Origin of the sequence: Vibrio syngnathi, from assembly GCF_002119525.1 — a bacterium.
Classification (GTDB): Bacteria; Pseudomonadota; Gammaproteobacteria; order Enterobacterales; family Vibrionaceae; genus Vibrio; species Vibrio syngnathi.
On record NZ_CP017916.1, the window covers coordinates 25,704 to 52,320 of the forward strand.

21 protein-coding genes, 2 tRNA genes, 2 rRNA genes and 1 riboswitch are annotated in these 26,617 nt (G+C 46.1%); of the genes, 15 read left to right on the forward strand and 10 right to left on the reverse strand.

Going from position 1 to position 26,617, the window contains the following annotated elements; translation table 11 throughout:
- Nucleotides 1-74: 74 nt before the first annotated feature.
- The 4 genes from K08M4_RS00120 to K08M4_RS00135 all read left to right on the forward strand — a co-directional run bounded on the left by K08M4_RS00120 (nucleotide 75) and on the right by K08M4_RS00135 (nucleotide 3,463).
- Nucleotides 75-2,968: ribosomal RNA gene (locus tag K08M4_RS00120) — 23S ribosomal RNA — on the forward strand.
- A 122-nt stretch (nucleotides 2,969-3,090) separates the two neighbouring features.
- Nucleotides 3,091-3,206, forward strand: a 5S ribosomal RNA gene (rrf, locus tag K08M4_RS00125).
- Nucleotides 3,207-3,249: 43 nt separating this feature from the next.
- Nucleotides 3,250-3,326: transfer RNA gene (locus K08M4_RS00130), tRNA-Asp, on the forward strand.
- Between the two features lie 60 nt (nucleotides 3,327-3,386).
- Nucleotides 3,387-3,463: transfer RNA gene (locus K08M4_RS00135), tRNA-Trp, on the forward strand.
- A 64-nt stretch (nucleotides 3,464-3,527) separates the two neighbouring features.
- Here the strand turns inward: K08M4_RS00135 and K08M4_RS21895 are convergent.
- Nucleotides 3,528-4,563 (reverse strand): IS630 family transposase gene (locus K08M4_RS21895; protein WP_157665724.1). Its coding sequence is split into 2 segments (ribosomal slippage): nucleotides 3,528-4,103 and nucleotides 4,105-4,563, totalling 1,035 coding nucleotides; the frame shifts between segments, so codons are not numbered across the junction.
- A 216-nt stretch (nucleotides 4,564-4,779) separates the two neighbouring features.
- Between K08M4_RS21895 and K08M4_RS00150 the strand changes: the two genes are divergently transcribed.
- The 8 genes from K08M4_RS00150 to thiH all read left to right on the forward strand — a co-directional run bounded on the left by K08M4_RS00150 (nucleotide 4,780) and on the right by thiH (nucleotide 13,058).
- Entirely contained in the window at nucleotides 4,780-6,162 is a 1,383-nt protein-coding gene (locus K08M4_RS00150) for a multicopper oxidase family protein (RefSeq protein ID WP_086048507.1), read from the forward strand.
- A gap of 100 nt (nucleotides 6,163-6,262) precedes the next feature.
- Nucleotides 6,263-6,646, forward strand: coding sequence for a fluoride efflux transporter CrcB (crcB, locus tag K08M4_RS00155; RefSeq protein WP_004736665.1), 384 nt, complete (start codon nucleotides 6,263-6,265; stop codon nucleotides 6,644-6,646).
- Nucleotides 6,647-6,708: 62 nt separating this feature from the next.
- Nucleotides 6,709-6,807, forward strand: a riboswitch (TPP riboswitch).
- 129 nt (nucleotides 6,808-6,936) lie between these two features.
- Nucleotides 6,937-8,886, forward strand: a complete 1,950-nt coding sequence (gene thiC / locus K08M4_RS00160; protein WP_017085667.1) for a phosphomethylpyrimidine synthase ThiC — start codon at nucleotides 6,937-6,939, stop codon at nucleotides 8,884-8,886.
- Nucleotides 8,886-10,178 carry a thiamine phosphate synthase gene (locus K08M4_RS00165; protein ID WP_086048508.1) on the forward strand — a complete coding sequence of 431 codons (1,293 nt, stop codon included), beginning with the start codon at nucleotides 8,886-8,888 and terminating at the stop codon, nucleotides 10,176-10,178. Before thiC ends, K08M4_RS00165 begins: the two co-directional genes overlap by 1 nt.
- A complete protein-coding gene (locus tag K08M4_RS00170; RefSeq protein ID WP_086048509.1) occupies nucleotides 10,168-10,950 on the forward strand; it encodes a HesA/MoeB/ThiF family protein in 783 nt (260 codons plus the stop codon). The genes K08M4_RS00165 and K08M4_RS00170 overlap by 11 nt, the downstream gene beginning before the upstream one ends.
- Complete coding sequence (gene thiS, locus K08M4_RS00175; RefSeq protein WP_086048510.1) at nucleotides 10,947-11,156, forward strand: sulfur carrier protein ThiS; 210 nt, start codon at nucleotides 10,947-10,949, stop codon at nucleotides 11,154-11,156. Before K08M4_RS00170 ends, thiS begins: the two co-directional genes overlap by 4 nt.
- 2 nt (nucleotides 11,157-11,158) lie before the next feature.
- Complete coding sequence (locus K08M4_RS00180) at nucleotides 11,159-11,923, forward strand: thiazole synthase (RefSeq protein ID WP_086048511.1); 765 nt, start codon at nucleotides 11,159-11,161, stop codon at nucleotides 11,921-11,923.
- Between the two features lie 7 nt (nucleotides 11,924-11,930).
- A complete protein-coding gene (gene thiH / locus K08M4_RS00185; RefSeq protein WP_086048512.1) occupies nucleotides 11,931-13,058 on the forward strand; it encodes a 2-iminoacetate synthase ThiH in 1,128 nt (375 codons plus the stop codon).
- A 140-nt stretch (nucleotides 13,059-13,198) separates the two neighbouring features.
- Here the strand turns inward: thiH and K08M4_RS00190 are convergent, their stop codons facing one another.
- Nucleotides 13,199-14,989, reverse strand: coding sequence for an aminopeptidase P family protein (locus tag K08M4_RS00190; RefSeq protein WP_086048513.1), 1,791 nt, complete (start codon nucleotides 14,987-14,989; stop codon nucleotides 13,199-13,201).
- 122 nt (nucleotides 14,990-15,111) lie between these two features.
- On the reverse strand, nucleotides 15,112-16,053 hold the full coding sequence (locus K08M4_RS00195) for a LysR substrate-binding domain-containing protein (RefSeq protein WP_004736656.1): 942 nt from the start codon (nucleotides 16,051-16,053) through the stop codon (nucleotides 15,112-15,114).
- Nucleotides 16,054-16,154: 101 nt separating this feature from the next.
- Here K08M4_RS00195 and K08M4_RS00200 point away from each other — a divergent pair, with 101 nt between their 5' ends.
- Together K08M4_RS00200 and tsrA are read left to right on the forward strand one after the other, a co-directional pair.
- Entirely contained in the window at nucleotides 16,155-17,354 is a 1,200-nt protein-coding gene (locus K08M4_RS00200; protein WP_029222012.1) for a multidrug effflux MFS transporter, read from the forward strand.
- Nucleotides 17,355-17,456: 102 nt separating this feature from the next.
- Nucleotides 17,457-17,738 (forward strand): H-NS-like global regulator TsrA, encoded by a 282-nt coding sequence (gene tsrA / locus K08M4_RS00205; RefSeq protein WP_004736654.1) that lies wholly within the window; start codon nucleotides 17,457-17,459, stop codon nucleotides 17,736-17,738.
- 86 nt (nucleotides 17,739-17,824) lie between these two features.
- Here tsrA and K08M4_RS00210 read toward each other — a convergent pair whose 3' ends face one another.
- The 4 genes from K08M4_RS00210 to K08M4_RS00225 all read right to left on the reverse strand — a co-directional run bounded on the left by K08M4_RS00210 (nucleotide 17,825) and on the right by K08M4_RS00225 (nucleotide 20,234).
- A complete protein-coding gene (locus K08M4_RS00210) occupies nucleotides 17,825-18,283 on the reverse strand; it encodes a DoxX family protein (RefSeq protein ID WP_004736653.1) in 459 nt (152 codons plus the stop codon).
- 1 nt (nucleotide 18,284) lies between these two features.
- Nucleotides 18,285-19,052 carry an HvfC/BufC N-terminal domain-containing protein gene (locus K08M4_RS00215; RefSeq protein ID WP_086048514.1) on the reverse strand — a complete coding sequence of 256 codons (768 nt, stop codon included), beginning with the start codon at nucleotides 19,050-19,052 and terminating at the stop codon, nucleotides 18,285-18,287.
- Nucleotides 19,049-19,909 carry an MNIO family bufferin maturase gene (gene bufB, locus K08M4_RS00220; RefSeq protein ID WP_086048515.1) on the reverse strand — a complete coding sequence of 287 codons (861 nt, stop codon included), beginning with the start codon at nucleotides 19,907-19,909 and terminating at the stop codon, nucleotides 19,049-19,051. Before bufB ends, K08M4_RS00215 begins: the two co-directional genes overlap by 4 nt.
- A gap of 64 nt (nucleotides 19,910-19,973) precedes the next feature.
- Nucleotides 19,974-20,234, reverse strand: coding sequence for a BufA1 family periplasmic bufferin-type metallophore (locus K08M4_RS00225; RefSeq protein ID WP_016783738.1), 261 nt, complete (start codon nucleotides 20,232-20,234; stop codon nucleotides 19,974-19,976).
- 264 nt (nucleotides 20,235-20,498) lie between these two features.
- Here K08M4_RS00225 and uvrD point away from each other — a divergent pair, with 264 nt between their 5' ends.
- A complete protein-coding gene (gene uvrD / locus K08M4_RS00230; RefSeq protein WP_017077758.1) occupies nucleotides 20,499-22,673 on the forward strand; it encodes a DNA helicase II in 2,175 nt (724 codons plus the stop codon).
- 134 nt (nucleotides 22,674-22,807) lie between these two features.
- Here the strand turns inward: uvrD and tpx are convergent, their stop codons facing one another.
- The 3 genes from tpx to K08M4_RS00245 form a co-directional block, all read right to left on the reverse strand.
- Nucleotides 22,808-23,305 carry a thiol peroxidase gene (gene tpx, locus K08M4_RS00235; protein WP_086048516.1) on the reverse strand — a complete coding sequence of 166 codons (498 nt, stop codon included), beginning with the start codon at nucleotides 23,303-23,305 and terminating at the stop codon, nucleotides 22,808-22,810.
- A gap of 784 nt (nucleotides 23,306-24,089) precedes the next feature.
- Nucleotides 24,090-25,847, reverse strand: a complete 1,758-nt coding sequence (gene ggt / locus K08M4_RS00240) for a gamma-glutamyltransferase (protein WP_086048517.1) — start codon at nucleotides 25,845-25,847, stop codon at nucleotides 24,090-24,092.
- Nucleotides 25,848-25,938: 91 nt separating this feature from the next.
- Entirely contained in the window at nucleotides 25,939-26,601 is a 663-nt protein-coding gene (locus K08M4_RS00245) for a LysE family translocator (RefSeq protein ID WP_054548411.1), read from the reverse strand.
- Between the last annotated feature and the right edge of the window lie 16 nt (nucleotides 26,602-26,617).

The window sequence follows — 26,617 nt, forward strand, 5'->3', positions numbered from 1 at the left end:
TTGGTTAGTTGCCATACGCTTATTTGTCTTCACTTTTTAAAGTGAAAGCAAATAGAAACCCTTTCGGGTTGTATGGTTAAGTGACTAAGCGTACACGGTGGATGCCTTGGCAGTCAGAGGCGATGAAAGGCGTAATAACTTGCGATAAGCCCAGATTAGGTAGTAATAACCTTTTGAGTCTGGGATTCCTGAATGGGGAAACCCACTTACATAAGTAAGTATCCTGTTGTGAATACATAGCAACAGGAGGCAAACCGGGGGAACTGAAACATCTAAGTACCCCGAGGAAGAGAAATCAACCGAGATTCCGAAAGTAGCGGCGAGCGAAATTGGATTAGCCCTTAAGCTTTTAATGATGCAGGTGAAGAGTCTGGAAAGTCTCGCAATAAAGGGTGATAGCCCCGTAACCGACACATCATAATCAGTGAAAACGAGTAGGGCGGGACACGTGATATCCTGTCTGAATATGGGGGGACCATCCTCCAAGGCTAAATACTACTGACTGACCGATAGTGAACCAGTACCGTGAGGGAAAGGCGAAAAGAACCCCTGTGAGGGGAGTGAAATAGAACCTGAAACCGTGTACGTACAAGCAGTAGGAGCACCTTCGTGGTGTGACTGCGTACCTTTTGTATAATGGGTCAGCGACTTAATTTTAGTAGCAAGGTTAACCGTTTAGGGGAGCCGTAGGGAAACCGAGTCTTAACTGGGCGTACAGTTGCTAGGATTAGACCCGAAACCAGGTGATCTAGCCATGGGCAGGTTGAAGGTTGAGTAACATCAACTGGAGGACCGAACCGACTAATGTTGAAAAATTAGCGGATGACTTGTGGCTAGGGGTGAAAGGCCAATCAAACCTGGAGATAGCTGGTTCTCCCCGAAAGCTATTTAGGTAGCGCCTCGGACGAATACTACTGGGGGTAGAGCACTGTTAAGGCTAGGGGGTCATCCCGACTTACCAACCCTTTGCAAACTCCGAATACCAGTAAGTACTATCCGGGAGACACACGGCGGGTGCTAACGTCCGTCGTGGAGAGGGAAACAACCCAGACCGCCAGCTAAGGTCCCAAAGTATAGCTAAGTGGGAAACGATGTGGGAAGGCTCAGACAGCCAGGATGTTGGCTTAGAAGCAGCCATCATTTAAAGAAAGCGTAATAGCTCACTGGTCGAGTCGGCCTGCGCGGAAGATGTAACGGGGCTAAGCTATACACCGAAGCTGCGGCTACGTATCTTAGGATATGTGGGGTAGGGGAGCGTTCTGTAAGCCGTTGAAGGTGGTCTGTAAGGGCTGCTGGAGGTATCAGAAGTGCGAATGCTGACATGAGTAACGATAAAGGGAGTGAAAAACTCCCTCGCCGGAAGACCAAGGGTTCCTGTCCAACGTTAATCGGGGCAGGGTAAGTCGACTCCTAAGGCGAGGCCGAAAGGCGTAGTCGATGGGAAACGGGTTAATATTCCCGTACTTCTTACAATTGCGATGGGGGGACGGAGAAGGCTAGGTGGGCCTGGCGACGGTTGTCCAGGTTCAAGTATGTAGGCGGGTGGTTTAGGTAAATCCGGACCACTACTAACGCTGAGATACGATGTCGAGCTACTACGGTAGTGAAGTCATTGATGCCATGCTTCCAGGAAAAGCCTCTAAGCTTCAGATTGTAAGGAATCGTACCCCAAACCGACACAGGTGGTCGGGTAGAGAATACCAAGGCGCTTGAGAGAACTCGGGTGAAGGAACTAGGCAAAATGGTACCGTAACTTCGGGAGAAGGTACGCTCTTATCAGTGAAGTCCCTTGCGGATGGAGCAGACGAGAGTCGCAGATACCAGGTGGCTGCAACTGTTTATTAAAAACACAGCACTGTGCAAAATCGTAAGATGACGTATACGGTGTGACGCCTGCCCGGTGCCGGAAGGTTAATTGATGGGGTTAGACTTCGGTCGAAGCTCTTGATCGAAGCCCCGGTAAACGGCGGCCGTAACTATAACGGTCCTAAGGTAGCGAAATTCCTTGTCGGGTAAGTTCCGACCTGCACGAATGGCGTAATGATGGCCACGCTGTCTCCACCCGAGACTCAGTGAAATTGAAATCGCTGTGAAGATGCAGTGTACCCGCGGCTAGACGGAAAGACCCCGTGAACCTTTACTACAGCTTGGCACTGAACATTGAACCTACATGTGTAGGATAGGTGGGAGACTATGAAACCGCGTCGCTAGATGTGGTGGAGTCGTCCTTGAAATACCACCCTTGTAGTTTTGATGTTCTAACGTTGGTCCCTGAATCGGGATTACGGACAGTGCCTGGTGGGTAGTTTGACTGGGGCGGTCTCCTCCCAAAGAGTAACGGAGGAGCACGAAGGTGGGCTAAACACGGTTGGACATCGTGTGGTTAGTGCAATGGCATAAGCCCGCTTGACTGCGAGAATGACAATTCGAGCAGGTGCGAAAGCAGGTCATAGTGATCCGGTGGTTCTGAATGGAAGGGCCATCGCTCAACGGATAAAAGGTACTCCGGGGATAACAGGCTGATACCGCCCAAGAGTTCATATCGACGGCGGTGTTTGGCACCTCGATGTCGGCTCATCACATCCTGGGGCTGAAGTCGGTCCCAAGGGTATGGCTGTTCGCCATTTAAAGTGGTACGCGAGCTGGGTTTAGAACGTCGTGAGACAGTTCGGTCCCTATCTGCCGTGGGCGTTGGAAAATTGAAAGGGGCTGCTCCTAGTACGAGAGGACCGGAGTGGACGAACCTCTGGTGTTCGGGTTGTCATGCCAATGGCATTGCCCGGTAGCTAAGTTCGGAATCGATAACCGCTGAAAGCATCTAAGCGGGAAGCGAGCCTTGAGATGAGTTTTCCCTGGCACTATAAGTGTCCTAAAGGGTTGTCGTAGACTACGACGTTGATAGGCAGGGTGTGTAAGTGCTGCGAGGCATTGAGCTAACCTGTACTAATTGCCCGTGAGGCTTAACCATACAACACCCAAGGGGTTTTGTGGACTCAATAGAAAGACAGACCTTGAATGCGTTTGAAGAGACTTTTAAATCAGTTTTCCGAATTATTAATTGCCGCTAATGCGTCAATTAAACAAAATTTGCTTGGCGACCATAGCATTGTGGACCCACCTGATTCCATGCCGAACTCAGAAGTGAAACACAATAGCGCCGATGGTAGTGTGGGGTTTCCCCATGTGAGAGTAGGACATCGCCAGGCTTTAAATTTGAACACTTGTCAGCGACGATAAGTATTCCACTGCGGAGTGGTAGTTCAGTTGGTTAGAATACCGGCCTGTCACGCCGGGGGTCGCGGGTTCGAGTCCCGTCCACTCCGCCACTTATTCGATAACCTCGCCTAGTGCGAGGTTTTTTCGAATCTGAAGTGATAAAAAGTTTTAGGGGTGTAGCTCCAATTGGCAGAGCAGCGGATTCCAAATCCGCGTGTTGGGAGTTCGAATCTCTCCACCCCTGCCATATTTAAGGCTCTAGCAGAAATGCTAGGGCCTTTTTGCTTTCTGAATCATACCAATCCGGAAAATTAACTGATCAGGTTTATCCAATCCCTTCTGCTCATTTTTGTGACACGATCTTTGCACTCAAGAAATTCATTCCAAGCGCGACAAACCTTGGAAACAATGTCGTTATAATCCGTGAAACTTTGATTCGCTAGATAATGTTGTCGCAACCAACTCCAAACTTGCTCTATAGGGTTAAGCTCTGGCGAGTAGGGAGGAAGCTTAATAGTACTGACGTTATTAAATTCTCTCGCAATATCATCGGTATGCCAGCCTGCACCATCCATTATAACGACAGCATGACGTCCTTTTTCTGTAGCCTTAGATATCAGCTCTAAGTGATTTGTCATTATGTCCTTGTTAACCCAAGGAACCACTATGGCTTCGCCAATTCCTCTTTCAGGGCATACCGAACCAAACAAATAAGCGTATTCAAATTGCTGTTGTTTTACCACGCGAGGCCTCGTTCCACGAGTCGCCCAAAGACGTGTCGTTGTGTTCTGCTGACCAAACCTAGCTTCATCTTGAAACCAGACATCAACACTCTCTAGCCCGATATGGCCGGGGATCTTAAGGATCGTTTCTATTTTGAATTTTTTTAAAATCGTCTTGGATTTGCTGTGATTGTTTAGGGTGTTTGGAGCGAGAAGTTATCCAAGAGAAGCCCATGTGGTCGAGGAGATAATAGATAGAATTAGGGTGGTAGTATTTATCAAAGTTTTTCACGATGTAGTCATGTATATCGCTCCCGACAAGGCGCCCGCCTGAAGGGGACTCTGCTTCTTTCTTAATGAATGCACTGAGTTGTTTTCGTTGTTCTGCATTGAGGTATGCAGGTCTGCCTGTGCGAGGTTTTTCTTGAAGCCCTTCCAATCCTTCTTCAAGAAATACTTGAACCCATTTGTTTACACTAGTTCGACTGACTTTAAGGTATTTGGCAATTTGAGTGCGCGAGTGACCTTCTTTGAAGTGGGCTAGTGCTAGCAAGCGAACCTTCATTTGAATGGTTTTTTGTTGGCTTGCTAGCTTTTTAAAATCAGTATTATTAAGGCTATCCATGACGATTTTCTGTAAGAGTTCGACGGCCTTAATTAGATCACATTTTTACTTTAATTGGTATTACCTACCTTGAATAGAATATTGTCTTAGAAATGTAAGTGCTTACTTATCTCAGTCTCTTTTATAATCAATTAACAACACAATCCACACTTCTTTATGAGAATTATTCTCAATATTTTGTTACATTTTGGTCGTTATTACTAAAAGGCAACAAATATGGATATCTCCCGTCGTAAGTTTATTCAATCATCTATCGCTATATCTGCACTCACTGTACTGCCCGCTTGCTCAATGAAACGGTCGACTGATGAGCAAGGAAAGTATGTTTATGACTTAACTGCTGAGCCTTCAACAGCTGAGTTAGTCGCGGGACTTGATACTAATGTTTTGGCCTTTAATGGACAGATCCCTGCTCCGACAATTCGATGTCGACAGGGTGAAAAGGTCACAATTCGTTTTACTAATAAGCTATCAGAGCCGACGACTATTCATTGGCACGGTCTAAGGATTCCTATCGGAATGGATGGAGTACCTTTCTTAAGCCAACCACCGATCATGCCTGGTGAAACATTCATTTATGAATTTACGCCACCAGATGCTGGTACGTTTTGGTATCACCCACATATGAACAGCGTTAAGCAGCTTGGTATGGGCTTGGTTGGTCTTATTATCGTAGAGGAGAGTATTCCAGTGCAGTTTGATGAAGAACACGCACTGATGCTTAAGCATTGGCACATCGATAAACAGGGTCAATGGAAAGACTTAATGATTCCACGACTAAGTGCTCGTATGGGTACTCCAGGAGAGTGGAGTAGCGTCAATGGTGTTCATGAACCTGTATACCAATTAAAGCAGCACGCAACGACTCGACTGCGTATCGCGAATGTCGATAATACGATCACTTATCCTATTGCTGTCGAAGGGGCTGAGGCATGGGTGATTGCCATTGATGGTAATCCTGTAAAGACGCCATATAAACTGACTCAACATAAAATCGGCCCAGGGATGCGCGTGGATATTGGACTGATAGCGCCCAAAGTAGGCGAGCGAGTTAATGTTCTTCAAATGAAGGGCCGCTTTCCTTTCTCTTTATGTGAGTTCGAGGTAGTAGATTCCCCCCTTACTGAAGGGCGTTTATTGCCATTGTTGCCTCTTAACCCTGTACCTAATCTAGATCTTGCTAATGCTGAAGAGATCGATTTTGTGTTCGAGTGGGAAGGTGCGGTATCACCAGTTTCTAAAGATGGGAAATCGATGCCTAAGTTTTGGCTTACTAATAAAAGAGCATGGGAAGGAATGAGCAAAGACAATATTCCTGAACCGTTGACGACTTTAGAGTTAGGTAAGACTTACATATTCGATCTAAAGAACGTCACCCAATACCATCACCCGATCCATATTCACGGTCATACATTCACTGTATTGGAACTTGATGGTAAAAAAATTCAAGAACCTTTCCATACCGATACCGTGCTACTTGGAAAAAACGGCCGAGCGAAAGCCGCATTTGTTGCAGACAACCCTGGCCGCTGGATGTACCACTGTCATGTTATAGAACACATGAAAACGGGTTTAATGGGATATATTGAAGTTAAGTGACACCTGTAACGTTTAATATTTGCGCATGCATTCTTAGTTTCTACCCTCGCTTTTATCGGTGGTAAAGCTAGAATATAGGGACTATTGTTTGGGAGGATTCATGGGTCAGTTATCTATTTTAGGTTTTATTGCCATTGGTGGCGCGTTTGGTGCTTGTTCACGTTACTTGATTTCAGAGTTATGCGTTGTGATGTTAGGACGTGGTTTTCCTTACGGTACGTTGACCGTTAACGTGATTGGTTCTTTGATTATGGGATTGCTCATCGCCGCGTTTGAAAACGAGATGGTCGCGACGGAACCGTGGAGGCAAATTATCGGTCTTGGTTTCCTAGGAGCACTGACTACATTTTCTACATTTTCGATGGATAACGTACTTCTTATGCAGCAGGGCGCTTTCTTTAAGATGGGACTCAATGTGCTACTCAACGTGGTACTCAGTATTTCAGCCGCATGGATCGGCTTCCAACTTTTGATAAAGTCTTAAAACTTTCTTATGATTTGTTAACAACTCGGCTTGGTTTATCCAAGCCGTTTTTATATACTCGATCGAACTTGTCGGAGTGCCATATGGCTGAGACCGTTAACTCGGGATCCGTTGAACCTGATCAGGCTAATACCTGCGAAGGGAACAAGAGTAGATATCTAACTAGAATCCTTCTAGAGATCTATCTCCAGATCACAACTGTATTTCTTACCGTGATCCCTCTTGTAGCATCTAATCCGTCAAGCATTTTTATCCCTATAAATAATGGCTAAAAGCCAAGGAAAAATGCTATGTCGACTCGTAAACAAGCAAGACTGGAAGCGAAGAATTTCATTGATTCTTTATCCGTACAACCCTATCCAAACTCAAAGAAAGCTTACATCCAAGGATCTCGAGAGGACATTCAAGTCCCTGTCCGAGAAATATCACTCGCTGATAGCCTTGTTGGTGGTAGCAAAAAAGAGCCTGTATTCGAACCTAATGTACCCATTCAAGTTTACGATACCTCAGGTGTTTATACAGACCCTACACATCAAATAGACCTGTATAGCGGTCTTCCTAAGTTGCGAGAGCAATGGATTGAAGAGCGTGGTGATACGGAACTGTTAGACGACGTAAGCTCTGTTTACACCAAAGAACGTTTAGAAGATGAAACTCTAGACGACCTTCGCTACGGCAACCTGCCTAGAATTCGTCGCGCGACAGACAACCAATGTGTTACTCAGCTGCACTATGCTCGTCAGGGTATTATCACACCTGAAATGGAGTACATTGCCATACGTGAGAACATGGGACGTCAGAAGTTCGCTGATGAGCAGCTTAACCATCAACATCCTGGCCATAACTTTGGTGCAAATCTGCCGAAAGAAATTACTCCTGAGTTCGTGCGTAAAGAGGTTGCTGAAGGTCGAGCTATTATCCCTTCAAACATCAACCACCCAGAATCAGAACCGATGATTATTGGTCGAAACTTCTTAGTGAAGGTGAACGCTAATATCGGTAACTCTTCAGTAAGCTCTTCGATTGAAGAAGAAGTTGAGAAGCTAGTATGGTCGACTCGCTGGGGTGGCGATACCGTGATGGACCTTTCTACTGGTCGTAATATTCACGAGACTCGCGAATGGATCCTACGTAATAGCCCAGTACCAATTGGTACGGTTCCTATGTATCAAGCGCTTGAAAAAGTGAATGGCGTTGCGGAAGACCTTAACTGGGAAGTGATGCGCGATACCTTGATTGAACAAGCAGAGCAGGGTGTTGATTACTTTACTATCCACGCAGGCTTATTGCTTCGCTACGTTCCTATGACCGCTAAACGTGTGACTGGTATTGTCTCTCGTGGCGGCTCCATCATCGCGAAATGGTGTCTTGCACATCACCAAGAGAGCTTCCTATATACACACTTCCGCGAGATCTGTGAGATCTGTGCGAAGTACGACGTTGCCCTGTCATTGGGTGATGGCCTACGCCCGGGTTCTATTGCAGATGCCAATGATGAGGCTCAATTCTCGGAGTTACGTACTTTAGGTGAGTTGACTAAGGTCGCTTGGGAATACGACGTGCAGGTGATCATTGAAGGCCCAGGACATGTGCCAATGCACCTAATCAAAGAGAACATGGACGAGCAGTTAGAACACTGCCATGAAGCGCCTTTTTATACTTTAGGTCCATTGACGACAGATATTGCCCCTGGTTACGACCATATTACCTCTGGTATTGGCGCGGCTATGATTGGTTGGTACGGTTGCGCGATGCTCTGTTATGTAACCCCTAAAGAACATTTAGGTTTGCCAAACAAAGAAGATGTAAAGACCGGCCTGATTACTTACAAGCTGGCTGCACACGCTGCAGACTTGGCAAAAGGACACCCAGGCGCACAAATCCGAGATAATGCATTATCTAAAGCACGTTTTGAGTTCCGTTGGGAAGACCAATTTAATCTAGCTTTAGACCCTGAAACAGCACGTTCTTTCCATGATGAAACTCTGCCACAAGAATCCGGTAAGGTTGCTCACTTCTGCTCAATGTGTGGACCTAAATTCTGTTCGATGAAGATTTCTCAAGAAGTTCGAGAGTATGCGAAAGACACCGAACAAGTAGCCGCGGATCAGGCTATCGAGATTAAGATGCTAGATAACCCGTTGGAAGGGATGCGTCAAAAATCACAAGAGTTCCGTGATACTGGCTCTGAACTTTACCACCCTGCAGTAGGTGCAAAAGAAGCTCAATTAGAGGAATAATGACAGTGAAGATTCTCATCCCATCTCAAAATATTGAGTTAACGGGAGAGGTGCAGAACTGTCTATTGGTTGCTAATCGACAAGGCTTGGCAACAGATGCAGTTGAGTTGGGCGTAAGTCCAACTCAATACTTCTCTATCGTTGATTCTCAGCAGGCGTTATCTATTGGCTTCGCTCATGATCTTGATTCATTGACGGTGTGTCAGCTAGCAGAACTGAACCATGTTGTTGATTACAGCAATTCAGTCGCGCTAGCTGACGTTTGTGATGCCTTTACACAAACTCCGAATGTCATCTATATCGGTGTTTCAGATGATTCAGCTGTACTGGATATCTGGTCACACCTGGATGCTAATCGTGCTATCAAGAGTGACACAACAGCTCATCAGGAGTTAGATAATCGCGGCCACTTTGCTTGGTTACTTACTTTGTTGGCGCTGGAATTCCCATTAGAGGACGCATTGGTTTTAGCTCGCGCATCGTCCAATGTTTCACGTGGAACATGGCCAGCACATTACCAAAACTTTCCAATTCCAACTCTTGAAGATCAACGATTGAATATAAGCGTTGGTTGGGCTAATCAAGGGACAGTGCTTTCTTTTCCTGAGCTGAGTAAGAATAGTCTAGGTTTATACCCAGTGGTTGATGATGTTGAGTGGATCGAAAGGTTGCTCAAGCTTGGAATCAACACTGTTCAACTACGTATTAAAAACCCGCAGCAAGAGGACTTAGAACAACAAGTTGCGCGATCAATCGAGCTTGGTCGAGAGCATAACGCTCAGGTTTTTATCAATGATTATTGGCAGCTTGCACTCAAGCATGACGCGTTTGGTGTTCATTTGGGGCAAGAGGATATTGAAGAATCAAACCTCTCACAGTTGAGCCAAGCAGGTATTAAGATCGGTCTCTCGACTCATGGCTATTACGAGTTGCTACGCATTGTTCAAATCAACCCAAGCTATATTGCGCTAGGGCATATCTTCCCAACAACAACTAAACAGATGCCATCGAAACCTCAGGGTTTAGTTCGTTTATCTCTGTATCAACAGCTGATTGATACTATCCCATACACAGAACAACTTATCGGTTATCCGACGGTTGCTATTGGCGGTATTGACCAATCGACAGCTGAGCAGGTGTGGGAGTGTGGGGTATCGAGTTTGGCGGTGGTACGTGCGATTACATTGGCGGAAGACCCACAGAAAGTGATCGAATTTTTCGAAAAACTGATGGTACCTAAATCTCCAACTATCAAGGAAGAGGTTATACAGGAGCCTAGCTATGTTGAGTGACTTTGAGTTTATTCGTTATCAACGACAAATTGCGTTACCTGAAGTGGGTGAGCAAGGGCAACGCAACCTACTAAATAGTCATGTGTTGATCATCGGTTGTGGTGGCTTAGGTAATGCTGCGGCTCTTTACCTGGCTGCTTCTGGTGTTGGAAAGATCGTGCTGGTCGATGATGATTGTGTCGATTCATCGAACCTGCAACGACAGGTCGCGTTCAGGGAAAATCAGTTAGGTTCGCCTAAGGTTGAAGCGTTGAAGCAACAACTGAGTGAGCTCAATGGTCGCAGCCAAGTAAGAACCATCAATCAACGAATGAGTGAAAGTCAGCTTGAGCTTGAAGTGATGCTAGCTGACTTAGTGTTGGATTGTACTGACAACTTCGAGTCACGCCAGCAGGTTAACCAAGCATGTTTCAGCACGAAGACCCCTTTGATTTCTGGTTCTGCAATTGGCTGGAAAGGCCAGTTTATTGTATTTGATTATCAGAATCAGAAAGGGTGCTATCACTGCTTGTTCCCGTTTAGACATCATCCACAAACGACTCGTTGTAGCGATAGCGGCATCATAGGCCCAGTTGTTGGCACTATAGGTAACCTTCAAGCTTTGGCTGCTATTCAACGTCTAACTCGTGGTGAGTTTCAAGTCGCAACACACCAGCTCAAACTGTTCGATGGCCAAACGATGAACTGGCAAAACTTAATGGTCACTCAAGATAGTGAATGTTCCGTGTGCAGTGCGTCTGCAATTAAGCATTTAGAAGAAGAAATCCAATGAGTCATATAACGATCTCTATAAACGAGCAACCAGAACAGGTAGCGCACTCGTCGTCTCTAGCGGACATTATCCAATCTCTATCATTACCTGATCTAGGTTGTGTATTTGCAATCAATAATGCGGTTGTACCGCGCAGCCAGTGGCAACAAACGGTCGTTAATGAAGGCGACGCTATTTCTCTTTTCCAAGCCATTGCAGGAGGCTAACCATGTTAACTATCGCTGATAAAACGTTTCAATCTCGACTCTTTACTGGTACTGGTAAGTTTGCCAATAAGCATTTGATGGCGAGTGCAATCGAGGCTTCAGGTTCGCAACTGGCAACCATGGCGCTGAAGAGAGTTGATATTCGCTCTGAACAAGACGATATCCTACAACCGATCATGGATGCTGGCGTGAATTTATTGCCGAATACCTCTGGTGCGAAGAACGCGAAGGATGCCATCTTTGCTGCACATTTGGCTCGTGAAGCGCTAGGCACAAATTGGCTCAAACTGGAAATTCACCCAGATCCAAAGTACTTGATGCCAGACCCTATTGAAACGCTTAAAGCCGCTGAGCAACTGGTCAAAGATGGCTTTGTTGTGTTGCCTTATTGCCACGCCGACCCAGTTTTGTGTAAGCGCTTGGAAGAGGTGGGTTGTGCTGCAGTTATGCCGTTGGGTGCGCCGATTGGTTCAAATAAGGGTATTGCGTCTGCAGACTTCTTAGAGATCATTATCGACCAAGCGAATGTCCCTGTGATTGTTGATGCGGGCATTGGTGCGCCATCTCATGCTACTCGTGCAATGGAAATGGGCGCAGACGCTGTGTTAGTGAATACGGCGATTGCGGCTTCTAAACAACCCGTTGATATGGCGATTGCCTTTAAGCTGGCAGTTGAAGCGGGTCGTATGGCTTACCTTGCTGGGCTTGCAGGAAAAGTATCTCACGCGGTTGCTTCGAGCCCGTTAACTTCATTTCTAGACGAGTAGTGTCCCTATGACGTTTGTTGATCGATTTAAACAGCTCAACTGGGATGACATTGGTATGTCTATCTTCAGTAAAACGGCAGCGGATGTTGAACGTGCTCTGAGTAAACCCAAACGTGACTTAGAAGACTTTAAGGCTCTGATCTCTCCGGCGGCAAAACCTTACTTAGAGCAGATGGCACAACAGTCGTTGGCGCTAACTCGTAAGCGATTTGGCAATACAATGTCGCTTTACATTCCTTTGTACCTCTCGAATCTATGCGCTAATGCATGCACGTATTGTGGCTTCTCAATGGAGAACCGTATCAAACGTCGCACGCTTACTTTGGATGAAATTGATGCCGAAAGTGCGGCTATCAAAAAGATGAAGTTCGATAGCGTTTTGTTAGTCACCGGTGAACATGAAACTAAGGTCGGGATGAATTACTTTCGACAGGTGCTCCCGAATATCAAAAAGCAATTCAACTACCTTGCGATGGAAGTGCAGCCACTTGATCAACAAGATTACGCCGAACTTAAAACTCTCGGTTTAGATGCGGTGATGGTTTATCAAGAGACCTATCAACCAAGGACCTACGCTGAGCACCATCTACGTGGCAATAAAATGGATTTTGAATATCGTCTTGAAACTCCTGATCGCTTGGCAAAGGCGGGTATTGATAAGATAGGTATAGGTGCTTTGATTGGTTTGGAAGATTGGCGAACCGACTGCTTCTTTGTTGCTGCTCACTTAGATTACTTAGAGCGTACTTATTGGCAAACACGTTACTCGATTTCATTCCCACGTCTTCGCCCGTGTGAAGGTGGGGAGTCTAGTGGAGGATTACAGCCTAAATCAGTCATGAGCGATAAACAATTGGTTCAGCTTATCTGCGCATATCGACTCTTGAATCCTGAAGTCGAGCTATCTCTATCTACTCGTGAGTCTGCAACCTTCCGCGACAATGTGTTGCCATTGGGTATCACGAGTATGTCGGCGGCTTCTAAAACCCAGCCTGGTGGTTATGCTTCCGGTGAAGAAGAACTTGAGCAGTTTGAGATCAGTGACGAGAGAACTGCTGCTGATGTCGAGTCAATGATTCGTCAGCGAGGTTTCGATCCAGTGTGGCGAGACTGGCACAGTGCCTATTCTGGTTAATCAATGTTTGGTTTATGTTCCACGTGAAACATCTTAATGATGCAGGCAAATAAAAACGGCTACCTTTGGGTAGCCGTTTTGCTATTTAACTTATTAACCTAGCAAGCTCGTTTTGGTTCAGTTAATAGCTTAACGAAGCATTATGCGTGAGCTAATGGTGTGGTTGATTGGCGTAGCCATTCCAGCGTATCACCTTCAACTAATGGGCTAACATCGTTCCATACTTTCTGATGGTAGTCGTTCAGCCACGCCAGTTCAGGTCGTGTTAGCAAATCAACATTGATGTTGCGCTTATCGATAGGGCAACGTGTTAGCGATTCAAACGTCAATACTGCGAAGTCACCTTGAGTTGGAAGTTCAACAACCAGTTCTAGGTTCTCGATACGGATACCAAATTCATCAGCACGGTAGTAACCCGGCTCGTTTGATAACACCATACCTTCAACTAGAGGTACGTCGATCAGCTTCTTAGAGATACTTTGTGGGCCTTCATGAACACTTAGGAAATGACCAACACCGTGACCAGTACCGTGGTCATAGTCGAAGCCTTCTGCCCATAAGTGCTGACGCGCTAGGATATCAAGTTGGAAACCACGAGTGCCCTGTGGGAAACGCGCACGTGCAATGCCGATGTGACCTTTAAGCGCTAACGTGAACTGCTGGATCATTTCGTCGCTTGGCTGACCAATTGCGATAGTACGAGTGATGTCGGTTGTACCATCTAAATACTGGCCGCCTGAATCGACTAGGTAAAGAGTATTCATCTCTAACTGACCGGGTTCAGGTTGGTTCTCGTGGTTGTAGTGACACATAGCTGCGTTACCGCCTGCAGCTGAAATCGTATCAAAACTTAGATCCATCAGTGTTGGGTCTTGTTCACGGAATGATTGTACTTTGTCAGCCAATACTGCTTCGTTGTGTAGGTTGCCTTGCGCGACTTCGGCATCAATCCAAGATAAGAACTTCGCCATCGCAACGCCATCACGAATGTGACACGCTTTCATACCTGCAATCTCAGTTGCGTTTTTAGCGGCTTTTGGCATTAGGCATGGGTCTGCTGCTTCAATGATGTGAGCGCCAGCGTTTTGTAGAACAAGCGTGTACCAAGCATTGCTCGTGCCTGAATCGACAGACACATTGTTACCTTCTAGAGACTGAAGGCGCGCTTCAAGCTCTGATGGGTGAGAAACTCGAATGCCATTACCAACGTGAGCGTCAAAGCCTGCTGGGATGCGTGCTGGGTCTAGGAAGAAATCGACACTTTCATCGGCGTGGATTATCGCATTGGATAACACAACAGGTAGGCGAGATACGTCCAAGCCACGAATGTTAAGCAACCAACAGATTGAGTCTAGCTCGGTAAGGATAGCGGCGTCCGCACCTTTTACTTTTAGTAAGCCAGCAATCTCCGCGCGTTTGCTCTCGCTTGATTGACCAACGGCGTCTGTTGCCATTAGGCGAACATCAGACACGACAGGCTCAGGGCGATCAGACCAAAGCTCATCAATTGGATTAGAAGAGAGTGTCGTTAGCTCAACTTTCTCTGCCAGTTTTGCTTGTGCGCCTTTCAACCAAGCTGCTGTGTGCATGCGTGGGTCGAATGCAACCTTACTGCCTTGTGGCAATGAATTGATGATCCAATCTAAAGCCGGTTCTTCAATAAGGTGGCGATACTCAAATAACTCTGCTGGTACCTGCTTACGAACCTGAACGGTGTAGCGACCATCGACAAAAATAGCAGCAGTATCACGAGTGATAACAGCGGCACCTGCAGAGCCAGTGAAACCTGTTAACCAGTGAAGTCGCTCGTTATGAGCTGGAACGTATTCACCTAGGTACTCATCTTCATGTGGAATGATAACGGCATCTAGGTTATTTGTTTCAAGCCAAGCTCGAACCGCAGCAACGCGTTCAGCAGTGATATTGTGCATCTGTGTTTATCCTTATTGTTAGGGTCCTTGTTAACACTCACAGTCGATATACATGCGAGGGGACTTATTAGGTCAATAAGCTAGCGCTTTTGTTCGTTTGCTGCAAACGCTGTACGCCATTTTTATCTAAGGTGCAGAGTTTTTTCTTTGATGATATCTCGCAACCAAGTTAAGGCTGGGTCATTTTCTCTGTCACGGTGCCAAAACAAAGTGTATGCCATCGGTGGGAATTCCATTGGTAAAGGAACAACCACTAAGTCGAGTTGCTTAGCGACGAGGTAAGTAAAGTGGCTTGGTGCGGTAAACACAAAGTCGGTGTAAGTACACAGGCTTGCGGCGCTATTGAAGTCTGGAACAGAAATCGCGATATCACGTTGGTGACCAAGGTCGGCAAGTTTGTAGTCGAGTAGCCATCGATCATTCCCATCACACCTTACTTGTACATGACGCTGCGCAAGGTAGGTTCCCAAATCCCATTTACCACTTAGAGCAGGGTGGTTACGCCTTAACACACACATCTGTGCATCACGGTAGATCTCTTGTTCGCAGATGTCGTCTGGCGGCAGCATGGTTAAGCGCGCGTCGTTGATGTCGATGTCTTTGCCTGTGAGTCCGATATCTAACTCACCAAGCTGTAGCTTCTTAAAGGTTTGTTCGGTCCACGCGTGGGTGTTGATATTGACCTTAGGTGCTTGTCGAAATATCGCCGGTAAGAAGTGAGGAAGAATCAGCGGGTAAACACTCTCAACGGCAGCAATGTGAAAGCTGTGGTCGCTGTTGTTGGGAATGAATGTCTCAGGCTGAGTGAGAACATCAAGTTGGTTGATCAACGTTTCTAACCGAGGCTTAAGGAAAACAGCTTTCGGTGTTGGACGTAGGCCATGAGCACTTCGTGTGAAAAGGGGGTCATTAAATTGTTCACGAAGCTTGGCTAGCGACTTACTCACGGCCGATTGGCTCAAGCATAATCGATGTGCGGTGCGAGTGACACTCAGCTCTTCCATCAGCACCTGCAAGCAAACCAATAGATTGAGGTCGAGGCGTGATAGTTTCTCGATATTCATGTGAGTTTCCTATTTGGAATAATGCTAATGAGTATATGCCATTTTTGTTCATATCTTTAGTTGGTTATTATGCACCTAAATTAACTCATTCGGAGAATCTTGTGCCTTCTAACGCGCTTCCAACCCCTAGTAAACTGCAGGTTGCTTTATTGGCAATGCTGGTTCTATTTAGCCCTCTGGCTATAGATATTTATCTTCCAGCTCTGCCACAAATTTCAACAGCGTTTCACGTGGAACACGCACTAGCACAAGATACAATTACTTGGTTTTTATTCGCCATGGGTGTCGGGCAGTTATTTGCAGGCCCTTTGGCTGATAAGTTAGGACGTCGAACCGTTGCATTGGGAGGTGTTAGTATCTATGCATTGAGTGCTTGCTTGGCGTGGGCAGCTCAATCGATTGATATGATGCTAATAGCTCGGCTGCTACAAGGCTTAGGAGCTTGTGCGACTTCTGTAGCAGCCTTTGCGACGGTTCGCGATCTATTTGGCCCTGAGAAGAGTGGCCGTATGATCAGTTACCTCAATGGTGCCATTTGCTTTATTCCTGCACTAGCACCGATTCTGGGTGCTTGGTTAACTCAACAGTTTGGCTGGCGCTCGAACTTTAGCTTTATGGCTGTGTTCGCTGTCGTGGTTGGCACCATTTTGTTTTTCCAAATGAAAGAGTCTAATCCGGCGACAGAAAAGGTCGCGGTGTTCAAACTTGAGCGTTACTGGTCGGTATTGAAAACACCATCATTCATCTTCCATGCAACCTTATGCTTGATGGCGATGGCGGTCATTCTTGCTTACGTTACCTCTGCACCTGTTGTGCTGATGGAAAACCTAGGTTTGACGATGAATGAGTTTACGTTCTGGTTTGGCATCAACGCGGTTATCAACATCACGGCTGCATTTACTGCGCCGAAGTTTATGGACCGTTTTGGTACTTACAAAGCATTGGTTGTCGGTATTTCAACGCTTGGATTAGCGGGTGTGGTTATGTTGGTGCTTGCTGAGCATGCTAGCGCGATCGCATTCATGCTGCCGATTTTCCTATCTTCAGTTGGCTTCGCTTGGATTCTTGGTGCTGCAGCCGGTAAGGCACTTGAACCTTTTGGTGACCGTGCGGGTACCGCAGCTGCGTTGCTTGGCTTGTTCCAAATGAGCGGTTCTGGACTGCTTGTTGGTACGATGCAACGTCTTGATTTAACGTCTCAAGTGATGATTGCGCTGCAAATGTTCCTTATTGTTCCTGCATTGTTAGTGCTTGCGAGCAAAGCGGGTAAGTCATGGCACACGACGTTTGCTAAGGCATAAGTCTCAAGGGTGACAAAATATACAAATGGCGGTTTGCGAAACGTTAAAACATGGTATATTTGTCACTCATTGAAACGTTAGTCCCCAACGGAAAATACTGTAATGTCATTAACAACCTACGAAATGGCGCGCATCTTAGAACAAATGGAAGATGCACCTGAAAAGGTCATGTTTGGTAAATTGCTTAAAGAGCTAGGAAACCAAAGTGAAGAGCGTATTCGCAGTGCGGCAAAACAAGTTCCAATTGATACTTTGCGAGATATCATTTACCAATTTCAACGCGTGGTTGAATCTCGTAAAGGTGAACAAGTTCAGCTACTAGCAAAAGAGCTAGCCGAGCAAGGTATCTCTGCTGAAGAGCTACAAGCTTTTCTAAACAAGTAGTTTATTCCAGATAAAAAGAAACCACTCAATTGAGTGGTTTTTTGCGTTTTGGACCTATGTAAATTTAGAGACCATGGAAAAGAGGTTTAGTTTTTGAACTGCGCTTTTAAGATTCTATCCAATGAAAATGGTCCAGCTCCCCATACCACGACGATAAGAATCATTAATCCCCAAAGCTGATGATCATAGAAGCCTTGTGCCCACAATACAGGGTATGACACGACGGCCATGATATTGAAAACGAACAGCACTGCAGCCATTGGTCGGGTTAACAAGCCAAGCGCTAAGAATACCGGCAGAATCAATTCAGCTGCGGTACCCATGTAAGCGGCCAATTCCCAAGGCAAAAGAGGCACTTGGTATTCCAATTCAAACAAGTAAAGGGTGCTATCCCAAGTGGCTATCTTGGTGAGTCCTGAATTAAAGAAGACCCACGCCACCCATAGGCGACAAAACAGAAGTAGTACGGGAACAAAAAGTGCCTGTGATTTCTCAATCAAACTGTCGTATTGAGCCATCATGTTCGTGACTGTGTTGTTATCCATATTATGTCTCCAATTCGGCATTGATTGAAAAGCCTGAGATGACGTTAAGTGCCATGACAGTATTCAGATGTTGTAGTAGTAAAGGGTCTATCGCTGAGAGCGTTTGACCCGATTGCAATTCAGTTAATAGTTGGTGGCATTCTTCTGTCACACAATGGCTCTCAACCTGTGAATTCTCGGCGCGGATTAACACCCCAAATTCAGGTTGGTTGATGTCTAACCCGTCGAATTGTTGCTGATAGATAGCTTGCTCAAGCGCGATCATCGTATAGCTAGAATTGACTAGCGTTATTGAATCTTGGAGATGGAAGACCAAAGCGCCTTGCTGTTCTTGTGGCACATCAGCTAAACAAGAAAGGGGGCGTTGGTCGACATGTGACTCTGAAACGCATCTCATCAAGCTATCTTTTTTCCATTCATACAAAGCCACTTCAGCGAGATAAGGGGCAGCCTCAATAACGGCAGGAAAGGCTTGGATAGTCTGTTCAAAATGTTCTCCGTAACCACTGACATCACCAGAGGTTGATGGATAACTTAAGACATGTCGACGAGCCATCTGTTGGAAGCATTCTTCACCAACCAGCATTTCAGTGAGTGGATACGTAGCAGCCAGTACTTCGCTCAAGCTAATCACAAAGTTATTACGGTAAATTTGAATGCGTTGCTCATCAGTAAAATGGTCGCTCACTATGTCGCAATGCTCACCACTGTTTTGGTAGCGTAGGGCGTTAGCAAACTCCAATTGAACATCTGCTAGGGAGTGGCTCATGATGCGCGACTCCTTTGGTTGAACTTGTCGTGTTGATACAAGATATCACTGGCTTTGGTTGCTTCAGCCAATAAGACTTGTGGTTCTGGGATATCTAGATCCCACTCAATCAAGGTATGGCGCGAACCATGTTGTGCGATCCATTGCGTGTAGAGTTGCCACACTTCGTCACAGACAGGTTTGCTGTGTGTATCTATCCAGATCTCACCTTGTTCAAGCTTCTTTTTGGTAAAACCTGCCAAGTGAATCTCTTCCACTTTGTCTGCATGAATTCCGCTTAAGTACTCTTCACAGCTGAAGCCATGATTAAAAGATGAGACAAAAATATTATTGAAATCGAGTAATAATCGACACTCGGTGCGCTTCTGTACCTCGGCCAAAAATTCCCACTCTGGGATAGTTGAATGCTTGAAGGCAAGGTAACTGGATGGATTCTCAATTAGCATAGGGCGTTGTAAGCTATCTTGAACCTCTAACACGTTACGGCAAAAGACTTCTAACGCCTCTTCGGTATAAGGCAGCGGTAATAAGTCATTGAAGTAATGACCGCCAGTTTGGCTCCAGCTTAGGTGATCAGAAACCAAGAACGGTTCGATGTCATCGATGAGTTCTTTCAACTGCAGCAAGTGATTGGGGTTGATGCGATCAACTGAACCTAGAGACAATCCAACACCGTGACAACTTATGTTGTGGGCGTTACGTATTTCTCTGAGTTGTTGGCGTTGCGGTGATTGAGCTAAAAAGTAGTTCTCGCTGTGAACCTCTAACCAACTCACTAAAGTTGGATTTTGGCTAAAGAAGTCCAAGTGCGGTGTTCTAAGGCCAACCCCTGCATTGGGATGAAGAGTGTCAGTCACAACGGTTCTCCTAATAGGAAGTGGAGGTGAGCTGAATGTCAGCTCACCATACTTAGCAGCTCAATTATGATGATTGAGTGTCACCACCTGATAATTTGCCACACAGTCCTTTAGGAACGACCACGAATGCATCGGATTGGTTGTCTTCTTTTGCTGTACCCGCACATGAGCTTGTTTTGGTTGCACAATCATTTTGGCCAGCTTTTGCCACGCCGTAGCATTTTTCTTTTGCTGCTGCCTCTGCAGGCGCTGATGTAAGAACTGCACCGCCGAACGCTAGTACACTTGTGATTGCAGCTGTAACAGCAAGATTAGAATTTTTCATAGTCATTCCCTCTAGGACTTAATAGTATTTTTATATCGCAGGTTAATAAGTTGTTAACTTGCTTACTAAAAAGGATAGGAAGAACTCGGAAATAATTTCACTGCATTATAAAAAATATCAATATTAATGATGTGTTAGCTATTAAGTTACTGATTGTATGATGTTATTTTTTGATTGTTTTTTCTTCTTATTATCCTAAACGCAGCCTAGTGTTTAGGTTATAATCAGCTTTTATGTATAAATACCCAGTAGTGAGCATATCCAATGATAGATCCTTCGCTTTTACTCGATGGCCTAAACGATAAACAACGTGAGGCGGTCGCAGCACCTTTAGAAAACCTACTTATTCTGGCAGGTGCTGGCAGTGGTAAAACGCGAGTGTTGGTGCATCGCATCGCTTGGCTGCAAAGCGTAGAGCAAGCATCGCCGTTCTCTATCATGTCGGTTACCTTCACCAACAAAGCGGCAGCAGAGATGCGTGGTCGTATTGAAGAGTTGATGATGGGTAGCTCGTCAGGCATGTGGAATGGCACCTTCCATGGTATCTGTCACCGCATCCTTCGTGCTCACTACCTAGATGCAAAACTGCCAGAAGATTTCCAGATTATTGATTCTGATGATCAGATTCGTTTGCTACGTCGCTTAATCAAGGCGCAAAATCTTGATGAAAAGCAGTGGCCTGCCAAGCAAGCTTCTTGGTGGATCAATGGCAAGAAAGACGAGGGATTACGCCCAAATCACATCGACGCCTACCATGATCCAATAACTCAAACGTGGTTAAAGATCTATTCTGCTTACCAAGAAGCATGTGACCGTGCTGGCTTGGTCGACTTTGCGGAAATCTTGTTGAGATCGCATGAACTATTGCGCGATAAGAAACACATCCGAGAGCACTACCAAGCTCGCTTCAAGCATATCCTTGTCGACGAATTTCAAGATACCAACAACATCCAATACGCTTGGTTACGTATGATGGCGGGCCCGGATTGTCGCGTGATGATCGTGGGTGATGATGACCAATCTATCTATGGCTGGCGTGGTGCCAAGATTGAAAATATTCAGAAGTTCTTGGATGAATTCCCAGGTGCTTCAACGGTTCGACTCGAACAAAACTACCGTTCAACCAAAACCATTCTGCAGGCGTCGAATGAGCTTATCTCGAACAACACCGAACGTATGGGTAAAGAGCTTTGGACGGATGGTAATGATGGTGAGCCTATCTCTGTTTACTCAGCTTATAACGAGTTAGATGAAGCGCGTTTCACGGTTAGCAAAATCAAAGAGTGGCAAGAGAAAGGCGGTGCGTTAGAAGATACCGCGATGCTTTATCGTAATAACGCCCAATCGCGTGTGCTTGAAGAAGCTTTGATTCAAGGTGGTCTACCTTACCGAATCTACGGCGGCATGCGATTCTTCGAGCGTCAGGAAATCAGAGATGCCTTGAGCTACCTGCGTTTAATGAGTAACCGCAGCAATGATGCGGCATTCGAACGTGTCGTCAATACGCCAACGCGTGGCCTGGGTGATAAAACGTTAGAAACGATTCGTCTTGCGGCGCGTGACCGTGGTGCAACCATGTGGCAAGCCAGTATTGCTCTGATAGAAGAGCAAGTGCTTCCAGGCCGTGCTGCGGGTGCATTGAGCCGCTTCATCGAGCTTATCAATGCGCTTGAAGATGACACGATAGAACTGAGGCTTCATGAGCAAACCGACCACGTGATCAAATCGTCGGGCTTGTTTGCGATGTACGAGCAAGAGAAGGGCGAGAAGTCGAAGGCACGTATTGAGAACTTGGAAGAATTAGTAACGGCAACGCGTCAGTTTGAAAAACCAGAAGAAGCGGATGAAATGAGCATGCTAACAGCATTCTTAACTCATGCGGCTTTGGAAGCGGGTGAAGGCCAAGCTGATGAGTTTGATGATGCGGTTCAGCTCATGACCCTGCACAGTGCCAAAGGCCTAGAGTTCCCAATGGTCTTCATGGTGGGTGTGGAAGAAGGTATGTTCCCAAGCCAGATGTCAGCAGAAGAAGCAGGGCGCTTAGAAGAAGAGCGTCGCCTGTGTTACGTAGGCATGACGCGTGCGATGGAGAAGCTTTATATCACTTACGCAGAGATGCGTCGTTTGTACGGTCAAGACAAGTATCACAAGCCATCTCGTTTTATTCGTGAGCTACCAGAGACATGTCTGGATGAAGTGCGTATGAAAGCGCAAGTGAGCCGCCCTGCAAGCAGTGGTCGCTTTAGTCAAACCGCCGTGAAAGAGAACTTTAACGAAACAGGCTTTAGCTTAGGTTCTCGCGTTAAGCACCCTAAGTTTGGTGAAGGTACCATCATCAACTTCGAGGGAAGTGGCCCACAGAGTCGAGTTCAAGTTGCGTTTAACGGTGAAGGGATTAAGTGGTTAGTAACGGCTTACGCTCGATTAGAGCAGCTTTAATCTGCTATTTCGGCATCTAAAAATCGTTCATTATTAAAAACAAAAAGAGCAGCCAATGGCTGCTCTTTTTATTGCTATGTACCGACCTAAATTAGGTTAATACGAGCTTAAGGCATTTCTGCATAAAGTGGGACTTACAATGCTGCAAGCGCCGCTTCGTAGTTTGGTTCTTCAGTGATCTCTGCAACTAACTCGCTGTGTGTTACCACACCTTTTTCATCAACAACGACAACTGCGCGTGTTGTTAGGCCTGATAGTGGGCCTTCAGCAATCGCTACGCCGTAGTCTGATGCGAATGCAGGAGAACGGAAAGTTGAGGCGTGTTGAACGCCCTCAATGCCTTCTAGTTCGCAGAAGCGACCCGCCGCAAACGGTAGGTCAGCAGAAATACAAACAACAACTGTGTTCTCAAGATCTGCTGCTTTTGCGTTGAACGTACGTACGCTCGTCGCACACGTTGCTGTGTCGATGCTTGGGAAGATGTTTAGAACCACTTTCTTGCCTTCAAGAGAAGCAAGAGTCAGTTCAGAAAGGTCGCCTGCAGTCAGTGCAAAGCTTGGTGCTTGTTCGCCAGTTTGTGGGAATGTGCCTGTTAGTGGTACAGCAGCGCCTTTGAAGGTAACGTGTGACATGAATTTGTCCTTAGTTTAATTATGGTTATGAAACTAGTTGAGCCTAGTAAGACTTACGTTACTCGGAAGTGGTTAAGAAGTGAATGCTTTAAATGTCAGAATTGTAATTAAAGGTCTTTGATTTATTTGTTTGAGAGAGGAATAAGTGAAACGACAGATAAAGAAAAACCCCGAGAGCTTGCGCTCATCGGGGTCTGTAGTCTTACTCGCAGCAATCCGGCTACTAAGTGTGCTCCATTCATCAAATCCATGATAGTGTGCTGTTATCCTTCAGCGTATTCCTTTCGTCGCCTTCCTAGCGGTGTCCTTGATCTTATCCTGATCTGCCAACAATCCTCGTTAGCGCGCGTCACTTGTTCCTTGAGCGGTGTCCTTTACATCATCCTGATGTTCAGTCCTTTCCTCGTCCAGAGGTGTCCATTGTCTTTCCTTAGTAGCAACCATCCTAGTTACTATTGCGTCCATTCAATGTCCATTTCGCTATCCATGCCGATTATTCATCCTGAGTAATCGAATCTTCATCCTGAAGATAACCAAGTCCTTGGCGTTTCCTGTTCCGTGTCAGCATCCTTCCGACACCATTCATATTACCGATTCCTTATTTATCAGCAATGGTGCATAAGCGAATTTCTATATAATTATTTGAATGATAAATGTACGTATCGTTTTATTTCAATTGGTTACGATATCTAGGTGACTAGTTTCGTCATCAAATATCGATATTTACTCACTGCCTTGTGAGAGATCTCGCACAAGGCAGCGAGTAAAAAGGGAGGATTATTCCCTACTGACCAATGGCTGCACCTTCACGACGAGGGTCTGCAGCGCCTTCTAAACCATCTTTTGTGATGCGAATCGCGTGTAAACCAGAGTTAAGATCGCGAACGTTGACCTCAAATCCCATCTTTTCTAGCTCAGGTTTGAAGTTTTCCGCTGATGTTCCTTTTTCTAAATCTAAGGTACCGAAGCGGTTTAGGAAGTGTGGTTGATTGATGGCTTGCTGAATATCCATGTCCCATTGGGTATGAGCAATGATCGCTTGTGCTACATAACCTATGATACGGCTGCCTCCCGGAGAGCCAATTGCCATGTAAGGTTTATCGTCTTGCATGATGATGGTCGGTGCCATTGAAGAGCGCGGACGCTTACCCGGTTCAAGTCGGTTGGCGATAGGCTTACCATCGTTGTGGGTCTTGAATGAGAAATCCGTCAGTTCATTGTTGAGTAGGAAACCTCTAACCATCAAACGCGAGCCAAAGGCATTCTCAATGGTGGTGGTCATCGAAACGACATTGCCATCGCTATCGACAATATTGAAGTGGCTGGTGGACGGCAATTCAATAGAAACATCTTGGCTTCTCTGCATCGCGTGATCCCACGGCGGTGTGCCTGAAGGTGCGCTTGCCAATGCCTTACCTGCGGTAATTAACTGAGCGCGTTCCTGCAAATAGTCAGTATTCACTAACCCTTGGGTAGGCATTGGCACATAATCTTGATCCGCCATGTACATACCACGGTCTGCAAAAGCTAGGCGAGAAGCGTCTGCTAACACCTGCCAAGACTTCGCATCGTTTGGTCCCCATGATTTGAGGTCAAACTGCTCGGTCATCGCTAAGATCTGCCCAACCGTTAACGCACCAGAGCTTGGTGGCCCCATTCCGCAAATATCGTAGCTTTCATAAGCAGAACAAACCGGTTCGCGCTGCTTGATCGAATAAGCGTCGAAGTCTTTCTGTGCTAATACGCCCGGGTTACCTTTCGCTGCTTGTACTGTGTTAATGATGTCGGTAGAAATCTCACCTTGGTAAAAGGCCTTAGCACCGTTCTTAGAAATAGCGTTTAACGTTGCCGCGTACTCTGGGTTCTTAAGTTGCGTGCCAGCTGTTTTCGGGCTGCCATCGGCATTGAAGAAGTAGGCTTTGGTAGTGGCAAAGCGGCTTAGTCGCTGTTGGTCATTTTCAATCAAGGTGGCTAAACGTGGACTAATAGTAAAACCTTCTTCAGCCAGCTGAGCAATAGGCTTAATCAGTGATGCCCATTCGAGCTTGCCGTACTTCTGGTGAGTGTCCCACAGTAATTGCACCGTGCCTGGTGTCGCAACGGAGCGACCGCCAACAACGGCATCATAAAACTTAAGCGGCTGGCCGTTTTCGTCTTGGAATAGATGTGGTGTGGCGTCAAGTGGCGCAGTTTCACGACCATCGTAGGTTTTGAGTTGCTTGTCCTTGCCATCAAAATAAACAAGGAACGCGCCACCACCAATACCTGATGACTGAGGCTCAACTAAGCCAAGCATAAGCTGGACGGCAACCATGGCATCAATGGCGTTACCACCACGAGCAAGTACATCAGCACCAGCTTGCGTTGCTAATGGGTTGGCTGCGGTGACCATCCAATCATTGGCTTTAACGAGTTGTTTGGTTTCTAAACCACTACTTTGTTCGGGTGCGACGGAATCGGCAGCTTGATTTGCCCAACTGACGTGAGAGGCAAAAAGTAGGGTAGAAGTGGCGAGGGTTGTTAGTTTTGTTTTCCACTGCATGATCTTCTCCTTGTAATATGCAGAGCTAGATTGGCAGTGGAAAGATGAGATAGCCAGAGTGTTGTTAACGAATTGTAATCTTGATTCGAATTTAAGCGATTAAACCGGACAGCGACTGCCAAAGAATACTCACGCCAATAAGGCTGAATACCACGCCACATAAGCCATCGATGTATACCGTTGCTTCGCTGAGTTTCTTTTGCAATGCCTTAGTCGAAAGCATCCACGCCAGTAGTGAGAACCAAAACAGAGACAGACCAAATAGGATGATAAGCGCAAAGCCTTTACCTGATAGAGACATGTCGGCAGGCACTAGGCTCGACATCAAGCTGATAAAGAACACCAAAGCCTTTGGGTTGAGAATATTGGTCGCAAACCCTTTCGAAAATGCCTGACGCTTATTGGTGAGAATCAGATCGTTGGAATTAACGATATCGGCATCATCATCGTGGTTCTGAATGATTTGCCAGGTTGCTTTAAGTGCACCGTAGCCTAAGTACAGCAAGTAGCTACCGCCGGCTAGTTGGATAATGGCAAATAATGTCGGTTGTTGGTGGACTAGGTAACTGATTCCCGTCAGGCTTAGCAATGAGTGCAGCAAGATCCCGCAAGATAAACCAAGCGCAATGTACAAGCCTGTCTGGCGTCCGTGACGCGTCGCATTTTGCACGACTAACGCAAAATCAGGGCCGGGGCTCATCAAAGCGATGAAGTGGATAGAGGCTAGGGTGATCAGTATGGTGACTTCGTTCATCGTCAGTTCTCAATAA